Below are 20322 nucleotides of genomic sequence, written 5' to 3'. Positions count from 1 at the left end.
GGCTCACAGGGCGTAGGGCAGGGCGATGACCGCCACGCCCTGAGCACAACACCCGAGCCAGAGCAGCCGGATGTTGTCGAGTGTTGCGCGCTGACGCGACGTGACGAGCCCGGCCATCGTCCGCATCGCCAGATAGATCGACATCACCACCTGCAGCAGCGCATGGAGTCCCTGATAGGCGAGCAGTGCGGCGAGCGACGCACTCCAGGCCTGCGCTTCCGGCATCAGGCCAGCGTCGACGTGGGCGTTCATCAGGGTGGCGAATGATGCAAGCGCGACTGCCCCCGCCGTCAGCGAACACGACGCGCAGGGGGCGCGCGGCCACCACAGCAGCGCGGTGCTGGTCAGCAATGCCGCCGCAGCGATGAACATGGCGGTGGGTGCCGGCAGTGCCGCCCCGGCAGGCGGGCAGACATCCAGGCGCATCGACAGATGGATGTGGGCGAAGGCCAGTGAGGCGAGGATGCTCAGATCGACGACGATAAGGATCAACGTGCCCTGCCACGAATGCGAGGTCCACCAGCGACTTGCACCGATCGGCAGGACGACACCGTCGGCGACCGTCGCGTCGGGTCTGGGCGGCGAGCGGTCGGTCTGCCAGAGCCAGACCAGGATCGCGCCCACGGCCGCCAGCCCGCAAGCCCAAGCGGTGATCGACCACTTGATCGTCAGCAGCAGGAAGAAGCCGGCCGTGCCCAGGCCGGCGACAAGTGGGAGCAGGCTGTCGCCCGGCAATACCAGCAGGTGCAGCGGCCGGGCCTTGCGCGGGCTGGTGATCAGCGTCTCTCGCCCGCCGGTGATCGTGCCGGGTAGCCAGTGTTCGCCTGCCTCGATTTCGCGTGCGAGGCCCGGCTGGTGCCACAGCGGATCTGGCGAGGAGACCTGCGGGATGCTGCGAGTGCCGTGAAGTTGGGCGGGCACCCATTCCAGCGTTGGCGCACTCCAGGGATCGCAGTGGGCCTGTGTAGGTCGGCGCAGCGTCCGCAGCACATCGAAGGCCAGCAATAGTACGCCGCCAGCGAGGACCGCGGCTCCGACCGATGACAGCAGGTTCGGAACCTCCAGTCCGATGCCAGCTTCATAGGTGTAGACACGCCTCGGCATGCCGCGCAGGCCGGTCCAGTGCATCGGCAGGAAGGCCAGGTTGAAGCCCGCGAAGACCAGGCCGAACACCCAGCGACCGCAGCGCTCATCGAGACGGTGACCGTTGAGCAGCGGCAGCCAGTGGTAGATGGCCGCAAAAATAGGAAACAGCACGCCGCCGATCAACACATAGTGAAGGTGGGCAACCACGAAATGACTGTCATGTGCCTGCCAGTCGAAGGGGAGCACGGCCAGCATGATGCCGGTGAGCCCGCCGATGATGAAGCTGCACAGGAAGCCAAGCAGGAACAGCATCGTCGTCGTTCCGCGTGTCGACGCGGTGCCACGCCACAGCGTGCCGATCCAGCAAAACACTTGCACGCAGCCTGGCAACGCAACAGCGAGGCTGGCCGCCGACACCAGACTCATCTCGAGCGAGCCGAGACCAGCGGTGAACATGTGATGGGCCCATAGCGCGAAGCTCAGCAGCGCCACCGCCGACAGCGAGGCGACGATGGCACGTCGTCCGATCAGCGGTATGCGCGCCAGCGTCGGCACCATCATCGACACCAGTCCGGCCGCTGGCAAGAAGATCACGTAGACCTCGGGATGGCCGAAGAACCAGAACAGGTGTTGCCACAGCAGCGGATCGCCGCCGCGCGTGGGGTCGAAGATTGGCCAGTCGAAAGCGCGCTCCAGTTCCAGCAGCCCAGTGCCCGCGATCACGGCCGGAAAGGCAAACACGATCATCAGCCCGACGATAAGCATCGACCAGGCATAGACGGGCATCCGAGCCAGACTCATGCCGGGCGCACGAGTCATCAGGATGCCGATGATCAGCTCCACGGCGCCCGCGATGGCTGAGATCTCGATGAAGCCGATGCCCAGCAGCCAGAAGTCGGCATTGAGCCCGGGCGAGTACACGCGGCCCGACAGCGGCGGATACAGGAACCATCCGCCGTCAGGGGCGAGGCCGAAGAACAGTGTGCAGAAGAAGGCCAGGCCGCCGGCCGCATAGGCCCAGAAGGCATAGGCAGACAGACGCGGGAATGGCAGGTCGCGGGCGCCGAGCATGTTCGGCAGCAGGTAGACGGACACGGCCTCGACCATGGGCACGGCGAACAGGAACATCATCACCGTGCCGTGCATCGTGAAGACCTGGTTGTAGGTCTCCGAGTCCAGCAGTGTCATGCCAGGTGCAGCGAGCTGCGCGCGGATCAGCAGCCCGAGCACACCAGCCAACAGCAGGAAGAGCAGCGCCGTGCCCATGTAGAGCTTGCCGATGAAGACGTTGTTGACGCCGCCGACGGCACGCCAGCCCCGTGGCGCCGCCCAGGCGCGGATAAGCGCATCTTCCTCGCCGGGTGGACGAGGTAGAGGGTTCGGTGTGGGTGTCGTCATCGCAGCTCGGCGAGATAGGCGGACAGCGCGTCCAAGGTCGACGCGTCAAGGTGGGCGTAGGAGGGCATGCGCGCGCCTGGCTTCAGGACCTGCACGTCGCCAATCCAGCGGCGCAGCGCGCTGCGCTCGTTGGCAAGCAACCCGGCGCCGAGGTGCAGGCGGCTGGCCAAGTGCGTGAGATCCGGACCCAGGGCAGGACCTTGCGGCGTGCCCGACAAGGTCTCGCGCACCGAATGGCAAGCGGCGCAGCCCTGCTCGCGGAATGCCTGCCGGCCTCGCCGCTCTGCGTCGCCCACTGGAAGGGCCGCAGGCATTGCCTGCGCCGCCAGCCAGCGGTCGAATTCCGCGGCCGGCATCACGACCACCTTCAAGGCCATACGCGCGTGCTGCTGGCCGCAGAACTCGGCGCATGCACCCGCGTAGACGCCTGGTGTCGATGCCGTGATCGTCAGGTGATTGATGCGGCCGGGTACCAGGTCCATCTTGCCGCCCAACTGCGGGACCCAGAAGCTATGGATGACGTCCTCCGACGCCAGCGTCAGGCGCACCGCACGACCGGCCGGCAGCCTCAGTTCATTGGCGCCGCGGACCGCGCCGGCTGGAGACTCGTACCGCAGGTCCCACCACCAGAGCCTGCCCATCACTCCCACCAGCAATGCATCGGCGGGTGGCGGTGCGGCCAGCACGCGCGAGCGTTGGGCGGCAAACATCATCAAGGCTGCCAGCACCAGTGCCGGCAGCGCCATGCCCAGTCCGAAGATCCAGATCGCCGGCGGCACGGCCGTCTTGCGGTCTGGGCGCCGCACAGCCAAGGCCAGCAGAAGCATCGCCAGTGCGAAAAGCAATGCACTGCCAATGAACAGCACGCGTCCGAGCTCGGCAATTTGCTGCGCCTCCATGCTGGCGGATGACATGGCCGGGCAGCTCAGCGCAGAGAGAGGAGATAGCCAGCCATGTCGCGGGCGTCGTCATCGGTGATCCCCAAGCTAGGCATCGCGGTGCCTGGCAGGAGGCCTGGTGGGTCGAGCAGCCAGCGCTGCAACATCTCAGGGGTGTTGGGCAATTCGCCGGCGATGTAGCTGCGCTGACCGTAGCGGTCCAACGAAGGACCGAGCTGGCCGCCCGCCGCGAAGACCTCGCCGGCCCGGTGGCAACTACCGCACTGGTACCGGGCCATCAAACGGCGGCCGCGTTCCGGGTCCGAGCCAGCGACTGTCGTCAGGTCAGACCGACCCTGCTGGGGCGCGCACGCCGCCAGCAGCAGCAGAAGACCGGTCAGGACGGGCAGGGTGGTCGGGCGAAGGGCAGTCATGCGGCGGCAAGGCAAGCGCCGTGCCGAGAGGGCATGACGCTTGCCGGCCATTGGGAATGGGAAGACCGCTCCTCCTACTGCTCATCCTGGTCTTGTCGGTGCTGGGAGTGTTGGGTGCCCTGGGCGGTTGGGCCTTCGTGATGTCCGGGGCCTATGACGTATCTGCCACCAAGCCGCACTGGCGTCCGGTCTATGAGCTTCTGGAAGTGGCGATGCATCGCTCGGTGCAGCAACGTGGCGATGCCACCGCGGTTCCGGAGGCCGCTTTGCGCGATCCACAACTCCAGGAGATTGGCGCCAGCTGCTTTCGCGCTCACTGCGTGGCCTGTCATGGTGGGCCCGGCGTGCCGCCCGCGAGCTTCGCACTGGGCCTGCAGCCGGTACCCCGCTCGCTCACGGACAGCGCGCGCAGCCTGAGTCCCGGTGAACTGATGTGGGTCACGCGGCATGGCATCAAGATGAGTGGCATGCCAGCCTGGGAATACCGGCTCAGCGAGGAACAGCTGCTTGCGGTGACGGCATTTGTCTCAGAGCGCTTGCCTCGCCTGTCGGTGCCCGGCTACCGCGAACTGACAGGGCAGGCTGTTACGGCCTGCGGACCGGTCGAGCCGGCCGGAAGCGACAAGGCGCAGGGAGTGCGCGCACGCGGCGAGCTGGCGCTGCGCCAGCATGGATGCACCGCCTGCCATGCGATCCCGGGCGTCACCGGTCCGGACAGCGGTGTTGGGCCATCCCTCGATGGCTTTGCCCGGCGACAGTTGATCGCGGGCCGTCTGACCAATACCGCTGTCAACTTGGAGCGGTGGATACGCGATCCGCAAGCCATCGATCCCAACACCGCGATGCCGAACCTGGGTGTGAGCGAGCGGAGTGCCAGGGAGATGGCGCAGTATCTGCACCAGGGGCGCGGGCAACCTTAGCCGCTCGTCGCCGGAACGGCGGTTCTGCCGATGAGGGCCGCAAGACTGTCCTGTCGTGCGTCTGTGAATTCGTTCACAGATGGGCTGTGGTTGCCAGGGACGGTTCAAGCGCAAGCGTGGGGACGCGGTGTCGGACACGCGAAACACTGCTTAACGTGCAATGCTTGCATTGTGGGCCTGCAGGCGCCCCCCAATAATGTGAGTGCGGGTTATCAGAATATGGAGCGCAGCGTACCCAGGGAGGCGCTGCCGATGTGTAGAGGCACCGTGCGATCCCAGGCTTGCCGATCCGTGTCGGCGAGCGAGACGGGACGCCGCTGCCGAATTGAACGGTGAGAGCTGGAAACTTGTGCCTGAGGCGACGCCTATTGCATTTGTTTCTTCAATCGATGTCGGCGGTGCGATCGAAGGCGGCATGTTCGTCGAGGATCCCCGGCCGCCCCAGCAGGAAAGCAGGCGCCGCAAGCAGATGCGCCTGGTTCCAGCGATCACGTCACGGCCTCAGGCCGACAGGCAGTAGTCAGGATGTCTCTCTCTGTTCCCTCTGAATTTGATGCGGTGTCCGAGACGCCGGAACCGAGGCAATGGCGCATCTGGCTGGAACGCCAGGTGAGGTCAGTCAAGTTTCGAGTGACCATGGCAGGTATTGCTGCCCTGTCTTTCGGGATCGTCGCGATCACCGCGCTGGTCACCTCCAGGGCTGAGCGGGATCTTCTGGGCAATCAAAGGCAACGCGAGCTGGCCGAGACGGTGCGGACCGCTGACATCCTGTCGCACCGCTTGGTGAATCTGCAGCGAGCGATTCAGACCGCTGCGCACCAGCTGGAGCTGAGGGGACTCAGGACCGACGAGGAGTACAGCCGCTATCTGGAGAGCAAGCAGGTCCTCCGCAGTCTGTTCTCCGGCCTATTCGTGGTCTCTCCCTTGGGCGAAATGCGTTGGCTCATCGACGAGGCCAGTCTGCGACCCGTCGCGGTCGACCTGTCGAAGCGAAGCTATATCCAGCGGACGCTGATCGAGGAACGTCCGATCATTTCGGAGCCGGTACGTAGTCTTGTGTCAGGCGAATGGATCATCATTCTCACGGTGCCGATGTTCGACGACGACGGGAAAATCATGTCAATCCTGTGCGGCAACCTGAAGCTTTCAAGTCGAGAGCTGCTGGACGATGTCACGGAGAAGAGCGATGCCGACGCCGACACCCTCGTGCTGGTCACGGATTCAAGTGGGAAGGTACTCGCACCATCGGGCCGGCTGGAAGTCCTGAAGAATGTTGCGCAGGAGCCGAGACTGAGCGAGGCATTCAAGCAATGGCTCGCCCACGGAAGCTCTCTCGAGCCCTCCGGGCTCGAACTGCCGCAACCGGGAGAGATCGTGACAGCCGCCGGCGTGCCGGGCGCCGATTGGCTGGTATGGCGCGCGACGTCGGAATCGGACCTTCTGCGACCTCTGCGTGATGCAAAACACTACGCAGTCGCTTGGGCGCTGGCACTCGTTTCAATCCTGTCCGCCATGCTCCTGGCGCTGCTGTCGTGGCTGTTGAGTCCATTGACTGCACTGCGGCGGCGCGTCACGCGCATGGCGGACAGGGAGGTTGCGCCCGGAGCCGGGTGGCCGGACTGCCCCGGAGAGCTGGGAGAACTTTCTGCAGCGCTGAGGGAGGGCGCGATCGAGCAGCGGCGCCTCGAGGCCGAGAAGGCGCATCTGCTTAAGATGCTCAGCTCCGCTGTAGATTCGGCGCCCATCGGTATAGCTTTTGTCTTGGACGACAAGTTCGAACTGGTGAGCAAAGGCTTCTGCGCTGTACTCGGGCATGACAAATCGACGCTTCTCGGCGGGTCGATCGACCGGATATTCGATGGAGGATCTCCTCCGAAGCGTCAGTCGAACGGATCCGTGGCGATCGGCGGGCGCAGCGGTGAATGGTTGATGCGTCGCGCGGATGGCACGCAGTTCTGGGGCCAGCTCAAATGCAATCCCCTGGACGCCTTAGACCTGTCGCTGGGATCCATCTGGACGCTCAGCGACATTACGTCCCAACGAGATGCGCAGCGGGAACTCCAGTGGGCAGCATCCCACGATGGCCTCACCAGCCTCGCCAACAGGAAGACGTTTGAACACCGCGTGACGCGGCTCGTCGAGACCCTGCCCAGGTCGCTTCCCGCAGCCATCGTGTATCTGGATCTCGACCGGTTCAAGCCGATCAATGACCGCGAGGGCCATGCGGCTGGGGACGCCGTGCTCGTGGCCGTCGCTCGGTTGCTCGCGAGCGTGATCCGTCCGGGCGATCTTGCGGCGCGCCTCGGAGGCGACGAGTTCGCTCTCCTCCTCGAGCGCTGCGACGTCGATGTGGCTCTCAAGATCGCCGACAAGATCTGCGCCCAGATCTCCGGCCTCGACGTTCCGTGGGAGTCTCGATCTCTCAAGATCGGTGCCAGCGCCGGGGTGGCAGCATTGACCGTGACGATGGCTGATGCAGCAGCGTGGACCAACGCTGCCGACCGCGCCTGCTATGCCGCGAAGGCCGCCGGACGAGGTGTAGCAAGATCCCTGGTTCCGACCTGAGCTCGGTCGGAAAATTGTGCCATCGTGAAATGATGGCGTTCACGACGCTGGTGCGCCTCCAGCAGAATTGCGCGAACGCCGCGTTTATCACCGCCGCGGGCCGCGGACGCAACGGACTACTGCTCGAGCAGGGACCGTTCATGGTGGGGCTCACGCGGTGATGTGCTTTTTAGAGAACATCCGATGAATCGGTTCGGTCTGCCCGGTCCGGCCCGACGTGGGCGTGGCGGAGCACCGGTGTAGCAATCTAAATGCCTAATGTCGGCTCCGTTCGAGAACCCGACTCGCGTGAAGTGATGGAATGGCGACTAATGCGATCGAGCGTCGTCCGGTTTGGTGGCTGCAGCCGTGTCGTATCTCATCACGGACAGCTTCCCGTCGCCTTCGAGGAAGGCGGCGCGAACCTGGAGGACATCGTCGATGCCCGCCTGGCGCAATTGCGCTTCGAGATCCTCTCGGGTCAGGAACTCCTTGCGCAGATTCCTGACGATGATGCGACCTGCCTTGATGAGCGGCAGCGGCGGTGGTTCCGTCAGCTTGTGTGCAAGCGGCCAGTGATAGCTGGCCCAGTCGAGAGCATAGTTCCAGAAGATCAGTGTGCCGACCAGTATCAGGCCCTCGGCCACGGTGTCGTAGCTGCCGGACATGCTGTTCTGCGCTGCGTCAGCGATGATCACGACGAACAGCAGGTCCGCCACGCCCAGCGATCCCGCGTCTCGGCGCAGCACAAAGCGGAAAACCAGCAGCAGGAACCAATACATCAGACTTCCTCGCAGGACTAGCTCCAGCGGCGGAACGTGGATCCCGATCAGCCAGTCGGCGCTCATGGCCGAGATCCGCTGGGTGGATCGACCGGGAAGGCGCGGCCGACATGCGCCTTCAGAACGCGGCGCATCTGTTCAACGGCGCGGTCGCAGCTGTCCTCGGTTTCCGATGCCGTGCAATCTGGCGGTACCCACAGTGAGTAGTCCCGCAGATATGCATCCATGGCGCTGAAGAGCACGCAGCTGTCGCACGCTATGCCGGCGATCACCAGCCTCTTGCAGCGCAACTGCTTCAGCAGGATATCCAACGGCGTGGCATAGAAGGCCGAGTGGCGAGGCTTGAGCAGGGTGAAGTCATCGGCCGCCGGCTTCAGCAACTTCGCGATATGGCCGGCAGCGCCGGGGAGTGCGGCGCAACGCTTCCAGAGTTCCTTGAAGTCCGAAGTCCACTGGCCGTAGTTGTCGTTGGCGAAAATGGTCCGACTGCCCTTGATGGACAGATGCTTTCGCAATCGAGCCGTTTGCCGGGCCGCCATGAGCGCACTGGGCGCGAGCAAGTCTGCACCATCGAAGCGTAGCGGGTTGATGAAGTCGACGAGCAGCAGCACCGTTTTACTCGGTGCGAGCTCGTCGACGCGCATCTTGTTGGCTGCCATGCTGCGCTTCTCCCGCTTGCCCATTAGGCGACGAGAGTTCAATGCGACTTCTTGCGCGCCGGCACCTTGCCGCCTTCCTTGCGGGCCTCCGACAGGCCGATCGCCACGGCTTGCTTGCGGCTCGTCACCTTCTTGCCGGAACCGCTCTTCAGCGTGCCGTGCTTCGCTTCGTGCATGGTCTTGTGGACCTTCTCGGATGCCTTCTCTCCATAGCGTGCCATGTCGTACTCCTCAAGCGAGGGCCCGCATGCCGAGCCCGTCACATCACATGGCAATAGCGGTGCCGGCGCAGACCGGCTCTTGTTTTGGACGATCGATTCGCCATGGCGACGCCTGTGTTCATACTGACGTTGTGATTAACGGCCGCACGATGCAGTCCATCTGGGCTGCATCGCCCAATCCACCCCGGTACCAGGAAGCTGTTGCAGGGCTTCCGACCGAGGCCGTGACCGGTGCATTGCCCTTCCGTTGGACGCTCGCTTCGCGACGGCTATCTGGCGATCAAATCGGCGACCAGAAGGACCAGTTCGGCGATGTCATAGGGCTTTGCCAGATGGGCCTGATAGCCAGCCTGCAGCGCGCGCTTGCGATCCTCTGGCCTCGCGAAGGCCGTCAGTGCGACCGCCGGAATGCGGCCCTCACGTATCTCGCGAGTGCGCAACGCCCGAATGAACTGGAATCCGTCCATATGGGGCATGCCGATGTCACTGATGATGACGGAAGGCCTGGTTTTCTCGAGGGCGTCGAGCGCATGCTCGGCGGACCTGAAGCTGGTCACCTGGGCACCGCGCTCTTGAAGCATCATCTGCAACAGCTCGCGCGCATCAGCTTCGTCATCGATGATGAAGATATGAATTCCCTCGAGCGTCGGCAGTGGTGACGTGTCGTCGTCGGCCCTCGGCACTGTCGGATGGCTGCGCGCATGCTCCTCCTCGATCTGCGCGATGGACAACGGTAGGTGAACGAAGAAGGTCGCCCCCTGTCCTTCGCCAAGACTCGCCGCGCGGATGGACCCCCCGTGCAGTTCGATCAACTGCTTGGAGATAGCCAGGCCCAGACCCAGGCCGCCGTAGGACCTCGTGGTTGAGCTGTCCTGCTGGGAAAATCTGTCGAAGACATGCGGGAGGAAGTGACCAGGGATGCCGATCCCCGTATCGCTCACGCTCAGCTCGATATGCGAGTTCACCCGCTGCAGGAGGACCTGCACCTGGCCACCCTTGGGCGTGAACTTGATCGCATTGGTGAGCAAGTTCCAGACAACCTGCTGGAGCCGGCCGCCGTCCGCGGTGACGACCGTGGGTGTGGGATCGAGCACCGACTGAAGACGGATGCCCTTCGTCTCTGCGGACGGCACCGCGGAATCGACCGCGGCCTGGACCACGTCGACCAGGGACAGCTGCTGCAGGTCGAGGCGGATCTTGCCACTCATCACTCTGCTGAGGTCCAGCAAATCATCGACGAGTTGAACCTGGGCGCGGGCATTGCGGTCGATCACCTCGATAGCGCGCTGGATATCCGACGGCTTGGCATTGGTCCCCGCCCTTGCGAGCAGTTGCGTCCATCCGAGGATGGCGCTCAGCGGGGTACGTAGTTCGTGGGACAAAGTGGCCAGAAACTCATCCTTGATGCGTGTGGCGCGCTGAGCTGACATCCGCGCACTGCGCTCCGCCTCCAGGATCTCCTCACGTTGCTGGCTGGCGATCTCCGCGGCGGCGGCGGTGCGGCGTTCAGTGAGGTCGCGGGTGAGTTTCGCGAAGCCGAGGAGGCGACCCGAACTGTCCTTCAAGGCGGTGATGGTCACATGGGCCCACAGGGCCGACCCATCCTTTCTCAGCCGCCAGCCCTCATCACGGAAACTTCCCGTCTCGGCCGCGACCTGCAGTTCGTGACGTGGCCAACCGCTGTCTCTCACCTCGGGCGGATAGAAAACGGAGAAGTGCTGGCCGATGATCTCCTCCGCCGCATACCCTTTGATCCGCTGGGCGCCGACGTTCCAAGTCGCAACGTTTCCGTTCGCGTCGAGCATGAAAATCGCGTAGTCGGGCACTCCTTCGACCAGCAATCGGAAGCGTTCCTCGCTCCGACGCAAGGCTTCTTCGTGGCCACGTCGTTCGGTCAAGTCGCGCGTCACCTTGGAGAATCCGACCAGCTTGCCGTCGGGGTCGCGCATGACACTGATGATCACGTTGGCCCAGAACTGGGAGCCATCCTTGCGAACCCTCCAGCCTTCATCCTCGAAGGAACCTCTATCGGCCGCGACCACCAGCTCGTACGCAGGCAATCCCCTTGCGAGGGCCTCCGGAGGATAGAAGGTAGAGAAATGCTGCCCAATGATTTCCTCGGGCCTGTAGCCGTTGAATCGCTGCGCCCCGGCATTCCACGTCAGCACGATTCCCTGGGGATCGAGCATGAAGATCGCGTAGTCGCGCACGCTTTCCACCAGCATTCGATAGCGCTTATCGGCTTGAACTTGCGGAGGAGCCGGATCTGACGAGGGCATGGGGTAGCAGGAAATCGTTGTGGCGCATCGGCCACGGGTCATCACCGCCAGTCTGAGTCCTGGAGTGGGGCCGACGGTGCGCGCCCGCCGCTTTTGGATGTGGGACTTGTCCTACCAGCCCACTCAACACCCTGAACCATTCCGTCTCCCTGCAGGCACCTGGATCACCGGGCCTATCTGGATCGGGAAGCTGTGAGAAGGATGCCGGCCATGGGCCATCCCGCCGAACTGACCAGGCTTAGGGGCTCAATCTCGGGGAGAGGACTCGGCTAGCCCGTCGGGTCTAGTCGAGGAGTTCGAACGTCAGATCAGCCACCGCGTCGCCCCATTCGGTGAGGGCCTCCATGAAGATCGTTGGTTGGAATGCCCTCATTTCGGCAATGCCCAAGGCTGGGAACTCCGTTTGCTTGTGGAGGTCGACATCTCAACAATCAGGAGCATGCTGTGACCAAGCGCAACGTCGATTCGATCCCAGGCCAGCAGGGCGAGGTACCGGTGCACGCGGGCTCCGCGGGTGCCGCGCCCGTCGAGATCGCCGCAGACACCTCCGACGCACGGGCTGGGGGCGCGCCCGGAATGGTGGCCTTACGTGACCCGCGCGAGGCCCATCCGAAGCCGCCCTTTCCGCCGCAGCAGCAGGAGCGGCCGGGTTTGGCGAGCCGTATGCAGCCACGGCCCGACCACGGCGAGCAGTCCTACAAGGGCTCGGGCCGCCTCCTTGGACGCAAGGCGCTGGTCACGGGTGGCGATTCGGGCATCGGCCGCGCCGCCGCGATCGCGTTTGCGCGAGAGGGGGCTGACGTGGCCTTCAACTACCTACCCGCCGAGGAGGAGGATGCTCGCGAGGTCGTGCAATTGATTCGAGCGGCGGGACGCAAGGCTTTCCCTCTGCCGGGTGATCTTCGTTCAGAAGACTTCTGTCGCAGGCTGGTCGACGATGCGCGCGAGGCGCTAGGAGGTTTGGATCTGCTGGTCAACAATGCGGGTTTTCAGGCGGCTCAGTCATCGCTGCTGGACATAAGCACAGAGCAGTTTGATTCGACATTCAAGGTCAATGTCTACGCGTTGTTCTGGATCACCAAGGCAGCGCTGCCCCATTTGCCCGCAGGCGCGACGATCATCAACACCGCGTCGATCAATGCGTACGATCCGGCAGAAGATCTTGTCGATTACGCCGCCACGAAGGCCGCGATCGCATCACTGACGAAATCGCTGGCAAAGCAGCTCACGCCGAAGGGCATCCGCGTGAACGCGGTGGCGCCTGGGCCGTTCTGGACACCACTGCAGCCCAGCGGCGGTCAGAAGCCCGAGAAGCTGGTCAAGTTCGGCGCCGACTCACCTACCGGCCGGCCCGGCCAGCCGGCCGAGATTGCCCCGCTCTACGTCCTGCTTGCAGATAGCGCGGCCAGTTTCGCCAGCGGTGACATCTACGGCAGTACGGGCGGCAGACCACAGGGATGAACGATTTCGAGCCCACAGTCGCGCCGCACAGTGCGCGGTCGGTCGGACGCCTGAGAGAACCGATCGCGCCTGCGCTGGACAGCCTTGTGGGAGCCGTGGTGATGAGCGTCGATTTGATTGAACGCGCAACAATCTCCAGGGGTGCGATGTCTCGAAGGCCTGATGTGGATCGGGCTGGAGGCAGCCACGCCGTGTGGGGTCAAACTGACTCAGATCCCCGTCAGACAGTCGCCGGAACGGAGACCGTTGCGTCGTGCGCGTCGGTGGGCATACCTTCGTCATCGATCGAGTGAGATTCCTTCTGGGCGCCCGTTTTCTTCGCGCGCTCCGAAAGCCGCACGTAGAAGGCCGCAACGTCGCGCAGGTCCTGCTCGTCGAGATCCTCGATGCCGATCATCCGGTTGCTGGCCTGCTTGTTGGCGGCCAGAAGTTCATTCAGCTTCAGGTGCAGTGCGACGCTGTCCTTGTTCTGCCCTTGCTGGATCAGGAACACCATCAGGAAGGTGACGATGGTCGTGCCTGTGTTGATCACCAACTGCCAGTTCTCCGAGTACTTGAACATGTGGCCGACGGCAGCCCACAGCAGCACGCAAACGAGCGCGCCGGTGAACGCCAAAGGCGACCCAGCCCATCGCGTGACCCGGGCCGAGAAGCGATCGAACAAGGTCAGGACCGAGGAGTGGCGCGCATAGCTGGCCGTGTTGGTGCTCGGCATCGAGCCCAACACGTCGGGATCCTCTGCCGCAGTCGTTTCCGTGAACGCAGCAGTGTCGGACACCATGATCAACCACCTGCCGCGAGCAGCTCCGCCTTGCGTGCTGCCATCCGCGCGCCGAGTTCCAGCATGTCGAGCGTGGTCTTCTTCGCCTTGGGAAACATCTCGTTCTGTTCTTCCTTGACGTGATGTTTGACGAATTCGGACATCACCTTGACCCGCGCGTTGTACATCTCGCCGTCCGGCTCGACGCCCTTGACCTGTGCGATCAGGTCCTTGATGGATGCGTGTTCGACGTTGGCCTCGGGTACCAGTTCCTTGTCCTTCAGGGCCGCTTTCACGGCAGGGTAGAAGATCTCTTCTTCGATCTCTGTGTGCACGGTCAATTCCATGCAGATCTGGTCCACGAGTTTCTTCTTTTTGGCGGCGGAGCGGGAGCTCTGAAACTCCTCGAAAAGGCCGCTGACCTTCTTGTGATCCGCCTTGAGCAGGGCGATGGCGTCCTGGGGTTTCGGCGTACGGGGAGAGGTCTTCTTGCTTGCAGTTGCCATGATGTACCTTATCGAGTTGCCGGGACTGTTCGACGTGAAATCCCGTGCGCTGCGGGACTGTGCGGCGTAGGGCCGGCGGACTTCGTCAGACAAATGCGCCATCGGGCGTAGTCCCTTGCCGCGGTCTGGATCGCTCCCTTTGTCGCGCGTCGGACAACACCCGGCCCCGGCCTGGGACAGCAACGCTTTTGCACGTTCAGCGCGCCACAGTGCCGCGCGGCGACTTAGTCTCTTGCCATGCAAGTCCTCTCATCCCGTTCGAAGGTCCGCCCGACAAGCCGGCAGACCGTATCGGCGCGGCTGCGCCAGCGCGTGACCCGCCAGCTCCGCAGGCTGTTCGGCCTGCAGCGCCTGCGTCCGGGCCAGCAGGAGACAATTGATCGCGTGCTGCGCGGGCTGAACACGCTGGCGGTGATGCCCACCGGTGCCGGCAAGTCGCTCTGCTATCAGTTGCCCGCGACCTTGCTACCGGGCTTGACGGTCGTCATCTCGCCGCTGATCGCCTTGATGCAGGACCAATACGACAGGCTGCAGCAGCTCGGCGTTGCAACCGTGCAGCTCAACAGCGCGCTCGATGCCGAGACACAGCGTGAGAGCCTGCTGGCACTGGACCTGAGGCAGGTGCGCGTGCTCTTCACCACGCCTGAACGTTTTGCCGATCCGGCCTTCCAGGCGATGCTCAAGCAGCAGCAACTCGCGCTGCTGGTGGTCGACGAGGCGCATTGCATTTCGCGCTGGGGCCATGACTTCCGACCCGCCTTTGCCGAGATCGGCACCGCACTGCTGGAACTAGATTCACCGCCCGTGCTCGCGCTGACCGCGACGGCCGCTGACGAAGTGATCGAGGACATCGCCACACAGCTTCGCATTCCCGCGGCCGGAGTGCTGGCGGCAAGCAGCTACCGGCCCAACCTGCGGTTCGGCGTCGAGACGATGGCCGACGAGGCGGCAAAGCGTCGCCGAACGGTGGAGATCGTCGCCGAGGAGCAAGGGGCAGTCATCGTCTATGCCACGACCGTGAAGGCGGCCGAGGCTGTCCACTCTGCCTTGCTGGAAGCAGGCACTGACGCGGACCTGTACCACGGCAAGCTCAGCGCGCCACGGCGTCGGGCCAGCCAGATGGCTTTCATGAACGGGGAGACACGGGTGATCGTGGCGACCAACGCCTTCGGTCTGGGCATCGACAAGCCTGACATCCGCCTCGTCCTGCACTATCAGCTGCCTCCGGGGCTGGATGCCTATTACCAGGAGGCAGGACGGGCGGGCCGCGATGGGCTCCCGGCGCGCTGCGAGCTGTTGTTCCTCGCCGGCGACCGCGCCGTGCAGCAGTTCTTCCTGAACGGTCGCTATCCGACGGCGGACGATGGCCGTGCGCTGGTCGGTCTGCTCGCTTCGGGCAATGCTGCCGACGCAAGCGGCTGGACGCTCGCGCGACTGAAGGAGCGCCTGCAGCGACCCGCGGCCAAGTTGCGCGTCCTCCTGAACCTGATGCGTGGCGAACGTCTCATCGACATCGACCGGGAAGGCCGGATCTCTGTTGGCGCAGTTACCGCAGGCATGGTGCAACTGGACGCAATGCTGGCTGGGTATGTCGAGCGAAGCGAGCAGGACCGGGCCCGGCTCGAACAGATGGTTGCCTATGCTCAGACAGGCGCCTGTCGCTGGCGGGCGTTGCTGGAGGGCTTCCAGGAGCCGCTGCCGTTCGCGGATGGCCGCTGTCTGCAGTGCGACAACTGCCGGCGCATGGCCCGACACGAAGTCGAGCTGGAACGGCAGACCGAGCAGATCCTGCCGAAGCTGGATGGCGATGCCGCGTCGAGCCAACGCGAATCCTTCTCGCCCGGGGACTACGTGCGTGTTCGGCGTTATGGCGCGGGCACCGTTGTTGATGCAAGCAACGAGGCGGTGACGGTAGCCTTCGGCGAAGCCAGCGAACGGCGCAGCTTCCGGCCAGACTTCGTCAAGCGGGCCCGCGTCCCCCGGCGCACGGCCGGGGCAGAAATCGCGGCGAGCGCCTGAGATGCAGCTGCGCATCGGCACGGCCGGCTGGTCGATACCACGCAGCGAGGCGGCAGCGTTCCCGGGTGAGGGCCAGCATCTGGAACGCTTTGCACGTGTGCTCCACGGCGTTGAGATCGATACCTCGTTCTACCGCAACCATCGCCGCGAGGTCTACGAACGCTGGGCTGCGATGACGCCGCAGAGCTTCCGCTTCGCCGTCAAGCTGCCGCGCAGCATCACCCACGATGGCCGATTGCGTCGCGCCAGGCAGCCGCTGCGGCGCTTTCTGGCCGAGGTCGAGGGTTTGGGCCAGCGTCTCGGCGTGCTGCTGGTGCAGTTGCCGCCGTCACTGGCCTACGAGGCACGGCCCGTGCGCAGTTTCTTCGGCTTGATGGAAGAGGAGGGCGTTGCGCGTGGGCGCGTAGTCGTCGAGCCGCGGCATGCGAGCTGGTTCGAGCCGGCGGCCGAACGAGCGCTGGCTGCACTTCGGGTCTCCCGGGCCGGGGCCGATCCGGCGCGCTGCGAGGCGGCGGTACGACCTGGCGGCTGGCTTGGTGATCACGGCGATGGAGACGGCGCGCAGATCTATTACCGATGGCACGGCTCGCCGCGGATGTATTGGTCGGCCTATGAGCCGGCCTGGCTCGCGGAGCGTGCACACGAGATCCGCCAGCAGTGGTCCAGGGCGAAGGAAGTATGGTGCATCTTCGACAATACCGCGGGCGGACGGGCACTCGGCAATGCCCTGGCCTTCCGGGCGTCTGCCTGAGCCACCAATGCCGGCATCCGAGCCAATCTACACGCAGACGAAGGCGCCGGGCATGAAGCTCTCGAACATTTGGCCATTGGTCCGCCAGGCCGTCTCAGCCTGGGTGGACGACTATGCGCCGAGCATGGGCGCCGCCATCGCGTACTACACGATGTTCTCGATCGCGCCGCTGCTGCTGATCGCGATCTCGGTGGCAGGACTCGTATTCGGAAGGGACGCCGCCAGCGCTGAAGTGCTGTCGCAACTGCGCGGGCTGATGGGCGATGCCGGCGCGATGGCAGTACAGAGCCTCCTGGAAAGCGCCTCGCAGCCCGCAAAGAGCTTGGCAGCCACGGTGATCGGCACGGGCGCGCTGCTGGTCGGCGCCACCTCGGTTTTCGGCGAACTGCAGGATTCCCTGGACCGTATTTGGCGCGCGCCCGCCCGTGACAAGACGAGCGGCATTTGGCACCTCGTGAGATCACGGCTGCTGTCGTTCGGAATGATCCTCGGCATCGGTTTCCTGCTGATGACGTCGCTGGTGCTGAGCGCCGCGCTCGCAGCCTTCAGCGCTTGGACAGACGAACGGCTGGCCGCGTGGCATGTGCTGGCGTCGGTGCTGAACTTTGTCGTCAGTTATGCGCTGGTCGCGGTGATGTTCGCGCTGATCTACAAAATCATGCCGCGCGTGCGAATCGCCTGGCACGATGTCTGGTTTGGCGCGGCAGTGACGGCGCTGCTGTTCAATGCAGGCAAGTTCCTGATCGGCCTGTATATCGGTACAAGTGGCGTGACATCGACTTTCGGCGCCGCCGGCTCGCTCGCCGTGCTGCTGCTGTGGGTGTACTACTCTGCGCAGATATTCCTGCTGGGTGCGGAGTTCACATGGGCGTATGCGCACTCGCTGGGATCGTGCCGCGTGGCGCCAGAACCGGCACCGCCGGTGGCCGCGCCACAGCGAGACGAGCCGATTGGCCGTGCCGGCCCCGACGCCAGCGGCGAGAGAACTTCGACGCCGGCCCAGGCTTCGCCTCACCGTGCATGGTGGAAGACCGCGCTGGGCCTCATCGCGCTGGCGGTCGTAGCCGGCGTGATCGCAAAGACACCGGATCCGGATCGGCCGAGGCCCGGCCACTAGCGGCTGCGGGCTCGTGCGATTCGTACGTGCCGTCGGGAAGGCGTCCTACGCTGATTGCGCGCTGCAGCCCGTACCGTCTTCGCATCGCTGGAGTGCCCACTGTCAAGGCGCACTTCAAGGCCACGGCAAAGAGGCTACAGATGGCAATTCACGTTGAAGACGATCTGGCGGAGCAGACGGTTCCGCCTGCCGGCGGATGGGGCTCGATTAAATCGGTCGTCACCTACCTGACGCGGGAACTGGTTCCGGCCGCGGCCTTGAAGGCATTGGCCGTCCAGAACAAGACGGGCGGATTCATGTGCGTGAGTTGCGCCTGGGCCAAGCCGGAGCATCCGCACACGGCCGAGTTCTGCGAGAACGGCGCGAAGGCGACGGCTTGGGAACTGACGAGCAAGCGCCGTACGCCCGAGTTCTTCTTCCAGCGTTCGTTGTCAGAGCTCGAATCCTGGACGGACCACGCACTGGAGGAGGGCGGCCGGCTGACGGCTCCGATGCGCTGGGACCCGGCCACCGACCGATATGTCGAGGTGAGTTGGGAGCGGGCCTTCGATGAAATCGCTGCTGAGTTGAAGAAGATCGATCCGCAGCAGGCGGTGTTCTACACCTCCGGCAGGGCGTCGCTGGAGGCTTCCTATCTCTACCAGTTGTTCGCCCGTGCGTACGGGCACAACAACCTGCCCGACAGCTCCAACATGTGCCACGAGTCGACCTCGGTGGCGCTGCCCAAGTCCATCGGCGTGCCGATCGGAACGGTATGGCTTGAAGATTTCCGGCATGCGGACTGCATCCTGTTCTTCGGCCAGAACGTCGGCGTGAACAGCCCCCGCATGCTGCACGACCTCCAGGACGCGCGTCGCCGCGGCGTGCCCATCATCACTTTCAATCCGATGGTGGAGAGCGGCCTGAAGTTCTTCGACAATCCGCAGTCGCCGCACGACATGCTGCTGCCAGGTCATACGCAGGTGAGCACGCAATACCTGCAGGTGCGGCCGGGCGGCGACATCGCTGCCCTGGCGGGCCTGTGCAAGTACCTGATCGAGCGGGACGACGCCGCGCTGGCGGACGGTGGCAAGCGCGTCCTGGACACGGCATTCATCGCCGAACACACCCATGGCTTCGATGATCTCGCTGCGGTGCTGCGCGAACTCGATTGGCGAGACATTGAATACGAAAGCGGCCTGGCACGCGTCGACCTGGAGCAGGCCGCAGCTACCTATGCGGCAGCGAAAGCCGTCATCGCGGTATACGGCATGGGCTTAACACAGCACCGCGAGGGAGTTTCCAACGTCAACATGCTGGTGAACCTGCTCCTGATGCGCGGCAACATCGGCCGCGCAGGCGCGGGCATCTGTCCTGTGCGCGGCCATTCAAACGTACAGGGGCAACGAACCGTCGGCATCACCGAGAAGCCGAAGCTCGCGCCGCTGGACAAGCTCAAGGAACTCTATGGCTTCGAGCCGCCGCGCACGCCGGGTCGAACGACCGTCAAGACCTGCGCCGGAGTCATTGATGGCGAGGTCAAGGCCTTCATCGGTCTGGGCGGCAACTTCTTGCGCGCAGCGCCAGACACGCGTCGGCTCGAAGATGCCTGGCGCCGCCTGCGGCTGACCGTGCAGGTGGCGACGAAACTGAATCGCAGCCATGTGATCCACGGCGAGGTGGCTTACCTGCTGCCGTGCCTCGGGCGCTCCGAGTTCGACCGGCAGGCGTCGGGCCTCCAGATCGTCACGACGGAGGACTCGACCGGACACATGCATGCTTCCCACGCGGTGGCAGAGCCTGCGTCGACGTCGCTGCTGTCCGAGGTCGCCATCGTGGCGGGCATCGCGCAGCGCACCCTGCCGGCGAACCCGCGATTGACCTGGCGGGAGTGGACGGACGACTACGCGCTGATCCGCGACGCCATCGCGAAGACCTGGCCAGAGATCTTCCATGACTTCAATGAGCGCATGGATACGCCTGGCGGCTTTCCGCGCCCGAATGCCGCGCGAGAACGTCATTGGAAGACTGAGAACGGAAAAGCCAACTTCAGCGTGCCCGCCCGATGGACCGCGGCGTCCGACGACGCAGTGAGCCATGAGGCCGGCGTGCTGCGCCTGGTGACGGTCCGCAGCGACGATCAGTTCAACACGACGGTCTACAGCGACGAAGACCGCTTGCGCCGCGTCCAGGGCCGAAAGATCGTCCTGATGAATGGCGAGGACATGGCCGATGCCGGACTTGAGCCGGGCAGCCTTGCTGCACTGAGCACCGTCTTTGGTGACGGTATCCAGCGAGAGGTAGCGGGTCTGCGGGTGATTCGCTACGACCTCCCGCGAGGCTGCCTGGTTGGTTACTTCCCGGAGCTGAATGCGCTGGTGCCGTTGGGGCACCACGCGAAGGAGAGCGAAGTGCCGGCTGGCAAGTCGATTCCCGTGCGCGTCCGGGCGATGCAGCTGGCCGGTGCCGTGGCCAGTTGATTTCGGGGTTCAGCCGTGACCGAACGGGCATCCGCCCGTGGGTGCCGC

At 64.5% G+C, this 20322-nt stretch carries 17 protein-coding genes; 8 read left to right on the top strand and 9 right to left on the bottom strand.

Annotation, left to right across the window (positions count from 1 at the left end; all coding sequences use genetic code 11):
• Positions 1 to 3: 3 nt before the first annotated feature.
• The 3 genes from SNE35_RS23970 to SNE35_RS23960 are packed head-to-tail and all read right to left on the bottom strand — an operon-like array spanning position 4 to position 3847.
• On the bottom strand, positions 4 to 2484 hold the full coding sequence (locus SNE35_RS23970; RefSeq protein WP_320425545.1) for a cbb3-type cytochrome c oxidase subunit I: 2481 nt from the start codon (positions 2482 to 2484) through the stop codon (positions 4 to 6).
• The gene (coxB, locus tag SNE35_RS23965) at positions 2481 to 3398 is read right to left on the bottom strand and encodes a cytochrome c oxidase subunit II (RefSeq protein ID WP_320425544.1); all 918 of its coding nucleotides are present in this window, start codon (positions 3396 to 3398) and stop codon (positions 2481 to 2483) included. Before coxB ends, SNE35_RS23970 begins: the two co-directional genes overlap by 4 nt.
• An 11-nt stretch (positions 3399 to 3409) precedes the next feature.
• On the bottom strand, positions 3410 to 3847 hold the full coding sequence (locus SNE35_RS23960; protein WP_320425543.1) for a c-type cytochrome: 438 nt from the start codon (positions 3845 to 3847) through the stop codon (positions 3410 to 3412).
• Between the two features lie 47 nt (positions 3848 to 3894).
• Between SNE35_RS23960 and SNE35_RS23955 the strand changes: the two genes are divergently transcribed.
• From SNE35_RS23955 to SNE35_RS23945, 3 genes are all read left to right on the top strand, one after another.
• Entirely contained in the window at positions 3895 to 4716 is an 822-nt protein-coding gene (locus SNE35_RS23955) for a c-type cytochrome (RefSeq protein ID WP_320425751.1), read from the top strand.
• Positions 4717 to 5241: 525 nt separating this feature from the next.
• The gene (locus SNE35_RS23950; RefSeq protein ID WP_320425542.1) at positions 5242 to 7281 is read left to right on the top strand and encodes a sensor domain-containing diguanylate cyclase; all 2040 of its coding nucleotides are present in this window, start codon (positions 5242 to 5244) and stop codon (positions 7279 to 7281) included.
• Positions 7282 to 7310: 29 nt separating this feature from the next.
• Positions 7311 to 7442 carry a hypothetical protein gene (locus tag SNE35_RS23945; RefSeq protein ID WP_320425541.1) on the top strand — a complete coding sequence of 44 codons (132 nt, stop codon included), beginning with the start codon at positions 7311 to 7313 and terminating at the stop codon, positions 7440 to 7442.
• A 147-nt stretch (positions 7443 to 7589) separates the two neighbouring features.
• On the opposite strand, the gene SNE35_RS23940 is transcribed toward SNE35_RS23945, so the two are convergent.
• From SNE35_RS23940 to SNE35_RS23925, 4 genes are all read right to left on the bottom strand, one after another.
• Positions 7590 to 8108 (bottom strand): DUF421 domain-containing protein, encoded by a 519-nt coding sequence (locus SNE35_RS23940; RefSeq protein ID WP_320425540.1) that lies wholly within the window; start codon positions 8106 to 8108, stop codon positions 7590 to 7592.
• Entirely contained in the window at positions 8105 to 8701 is a 597-nt protein-coding gene (locus SNE35_RS23935) for a cysteine hydrolase family protein (RefSeq protein ID WP_320425539.1), read from the bottom strand. The genes SNE35_RS23940 and SNE35_RS23935 overlap by 4 nt, the downstream gene beginning before the upstream one ends.
• Positions 8702 to 8739: 38 nt before the next feature.
• Complete coding sequence (locus SNE35_RS23930; RefSeq protein WP_320425538.1) at positions 8740 to 8922, bottom strand: DUF6496 domain-containing protein; 183 nt, start codon at positions 8920 to 8922, stop codon at positions 8740 to 8742.
• 269 nt (positions 8923 to 9191) lie between these two features.
• The gene (locus SNE35_RS23925; protein WP_320425537.1) at positions 9192 to 11201 is read right to left on the bottom strand and encodes a PAS domain-containing hybrid sensor histidine kinase/response regulator; all 2010 of its coding nucleotides are present in this window, start codon (positions 11199 to 11201) and stop codon (positions 9192 to 9194) included.
• A 576-nt stretch (positions 11202 to 11777) separates the two neighbouring features.
• On the opposite strand from SNE35_RS23925, the gene SNE35_RS23920 reads away from it, so the two are divergent.
• Positions 11778 to 12662: an SDR family oxidoreductase gene (locus tag SNE35_RS23920; RefSeq protein ID WP_320425750.1), complete on the top strand. Its 885-nt coding sequence runs from the start codon at positions 11778 to 11780 to the stop codon at positions 12660 to 12662.
• A 220-nt stretch (positions 12663 to 12882) separates the two neighbouring features.
• On the opposite strand, the gene SNE35_RS23915 is transcribed toward SNE35_RS23920, so the two are convergent.
• Together SNE35_RS23915 and SNE35_RS23910 are read right to left on the bottom strand one after the other, a co-directional pair.
• Positions 12883 to 13443, bottom strand: a complete 561-nt coding sequence (locus SNE35_RS23915; protein ID WP_320425536.1) for a low affinity iron permease family protein — start codon at positions 13441 to 13443, stop codon at positions 12883 to 12885.
• A 2-nt stretch (positions 13444 to 13445) separates the two neighbouring features.
• Positions 13446 to 14171: a hemerythrin domain-containing protein gene (locus SNE35_RS23910; protein ID WP_320425535.1), complete on the bottom strand. Its 726-nt coding sequence runs from the start codon at positions 14169 to 14171 to the stop codon at positions 13446 to 13448.
• Between SNE35_RS23910 and SNE35_RS23905 the strand changes: the two genes are divergently transcribed.
• The 4 genes from SNE35_RS23905 to SNE35_RS23890 all read left to right on the top strand — a co-directional run bounded on the left by SNE35_RS23905 (position 14166) and on the right by SNE35_RS23890 (position 20274).
• The gene (locus SNE35_RS23905) at positions 14166 to 15947 is read left to right on the top strand and encodes a RecQ family ATP-dependent DNA helicase (protein WP_320425534.1); all 1782 of its coding nucleotides are present in this window, start codon (positions 14166 to 14168) and stop codon (positions 15945 to 15947) included. The genes SNE35_RS23910 and SNE35_RS23905 overlap by 6 nt on opposite strands.
• 1 nt (position 15948) lies before the next feature.
• Positions 15949 to 16698 (top strand): DUF72 domain-containing protein, encoded by a 750-nt coding sequence (locus SNE35_RS23900; protein WP_320425533.1) that lies wholly within the window; start codon positions 15949 to 15951, stop codon positions 16696 to 16698.
• Between the two features lie 52 nt (positions 16699 to 16750).
• A complete protein-coding gene (locus SNE35_RS23895) occupies positions 16751 to 17815 on the top strand; it encodes a YihY/virulence factor BrkB family protein (protein WP_320425532.1) in 1065 nt (354 codons plus the stop codon).
• A gap of 140 nt (positions 17816 to 17955) precedes the next feature.
• Positions 17956 to 20274 carry an FdhF/YdeP family oxidoreductase gene (locus tag SNE35_RS23890; protein WP_320425531.1) on the top strand — a complete coding sequence of 773 codons (2319 nt, stop codon included), beginning with the start codon at positions 17956 to 17958 and terminating at the stop codon, positions 20272 to 20274.
• Positions 20275 to 20322 lie beyond the last annotated feature (48 nt).

The sequence above is a fragment of the Roseateles agri genome (assembly GCF_034043675.1).
GTDB lineage: Bacteria > Pseudomonadota > Gammaproteobacteria > Burkholderiales > Burkholderiaceae_C > KK5.
This window is presented reverse-complemented; position numbering and strand designations above follow the sequence as displayed.

Coding starts and splice junctions, on each gene's coding strand:
- SNE35_RS23945 (WP_320425541.1), top strand. CDS start 7,311: ATGATGGCGTTCACGACGCTGGTGCGCCTCCAGCAGAATTGCGCGAAC.
- coxB (WP_320425544.1), bottom strand. CDS start 3,398: ATGTCATCCGCCAGCATGGAGGCGCAGCAAATTGCCGAGCTCGGACGC.
- SNE35_RS23970 (WP_320425545.1), bottom strand. CDS start 2,484: ATGACGACACCCACACCGAACCCTCTACCTCGTCCACCCGGCGAGGAA.
- SNE35_RS23900 (WP_320425533.1), top strand. CDS start 15,949: ATGCAGCTGCGCATCGGCACGGCCGGCTGGTCGATACCACGCAGCGAG.
- SNE35_RS23925 (WP_320425537.1), bottom strand. CDS start 11,201: ATGCCCTCGTCAGATCCGGCTCCTCCGCAAGTTCAAGCCGATAAGCGC.
- SNE35_RS23905 (WP_320425534.1), top strand. CDS start 14,166: ATGCAAGTCCTCTCATCCCGTTCGAAGGTCCGCCCGACAAGCCGGCAG.
- SNE35_RS23930 (WP_320425538.1), bottom strand. CDS start 8,922: ATGGCACGCTATGGAGAGAAGGCATCCGAGAAGGTCCACAAGACCATG.
- SNE35_RS23895 (WP_320425532.1), top strand. CDS start 16,751: ATGAAGCTCTCGAACATTTGGCCATTGGTCCGCCAGGCCGTCTCAGCC.
- SNE35_RS23960 (WP_320425543.1), bottom strand. CDS start 3,847: ATGGCCGGCAAGCGTCATGCCCTCTCGGCACGGCGCTTGCCTTGCCGC.
- SNE35_RS23915 (WP_320425536.1), bottom strand. CDS start 13,443: ATGGTGTCCGACACTGCTGCGTTCACGGAAACGACTGCGGCAGAGGAT.
- SNE35_RS23940 (WP_320425540.1), bottom strand. CDS start 8,108: ATGAGCGCCGACTGGCTGATCGGGATCCACGTTCCGCCGCTGGAGCTA.
- SNE35_RS23920 (WP_320425750.1), top strand. CDS start 11,778: ATGGTGGCCTTACGTGACCCGCGCGAGGCCCATCCGAAGCCGCCCTTT.
- SNE35_RS23935 (WP_320425539.1), bottom strand. CDS start 8,701: ATGGCAGCCAACAAGATGCGCGTCGACGAGCTCGCACCGAGTAAAACG.
- SNE35_RS23890 (WP_320425531.1), top strand. CDS start 17,956: ATGGCAATTCACGTTGAAGACGATCTGGCGGAGCAGACGGTTCCGCCT.
- SNE35_RS23950 (WP_320425542.1), top strand. CDS start 5,242: ATGTCTCTCTCTGTTCCCTCTGAATTTGATGCGGTGTCCGAGACGCCG.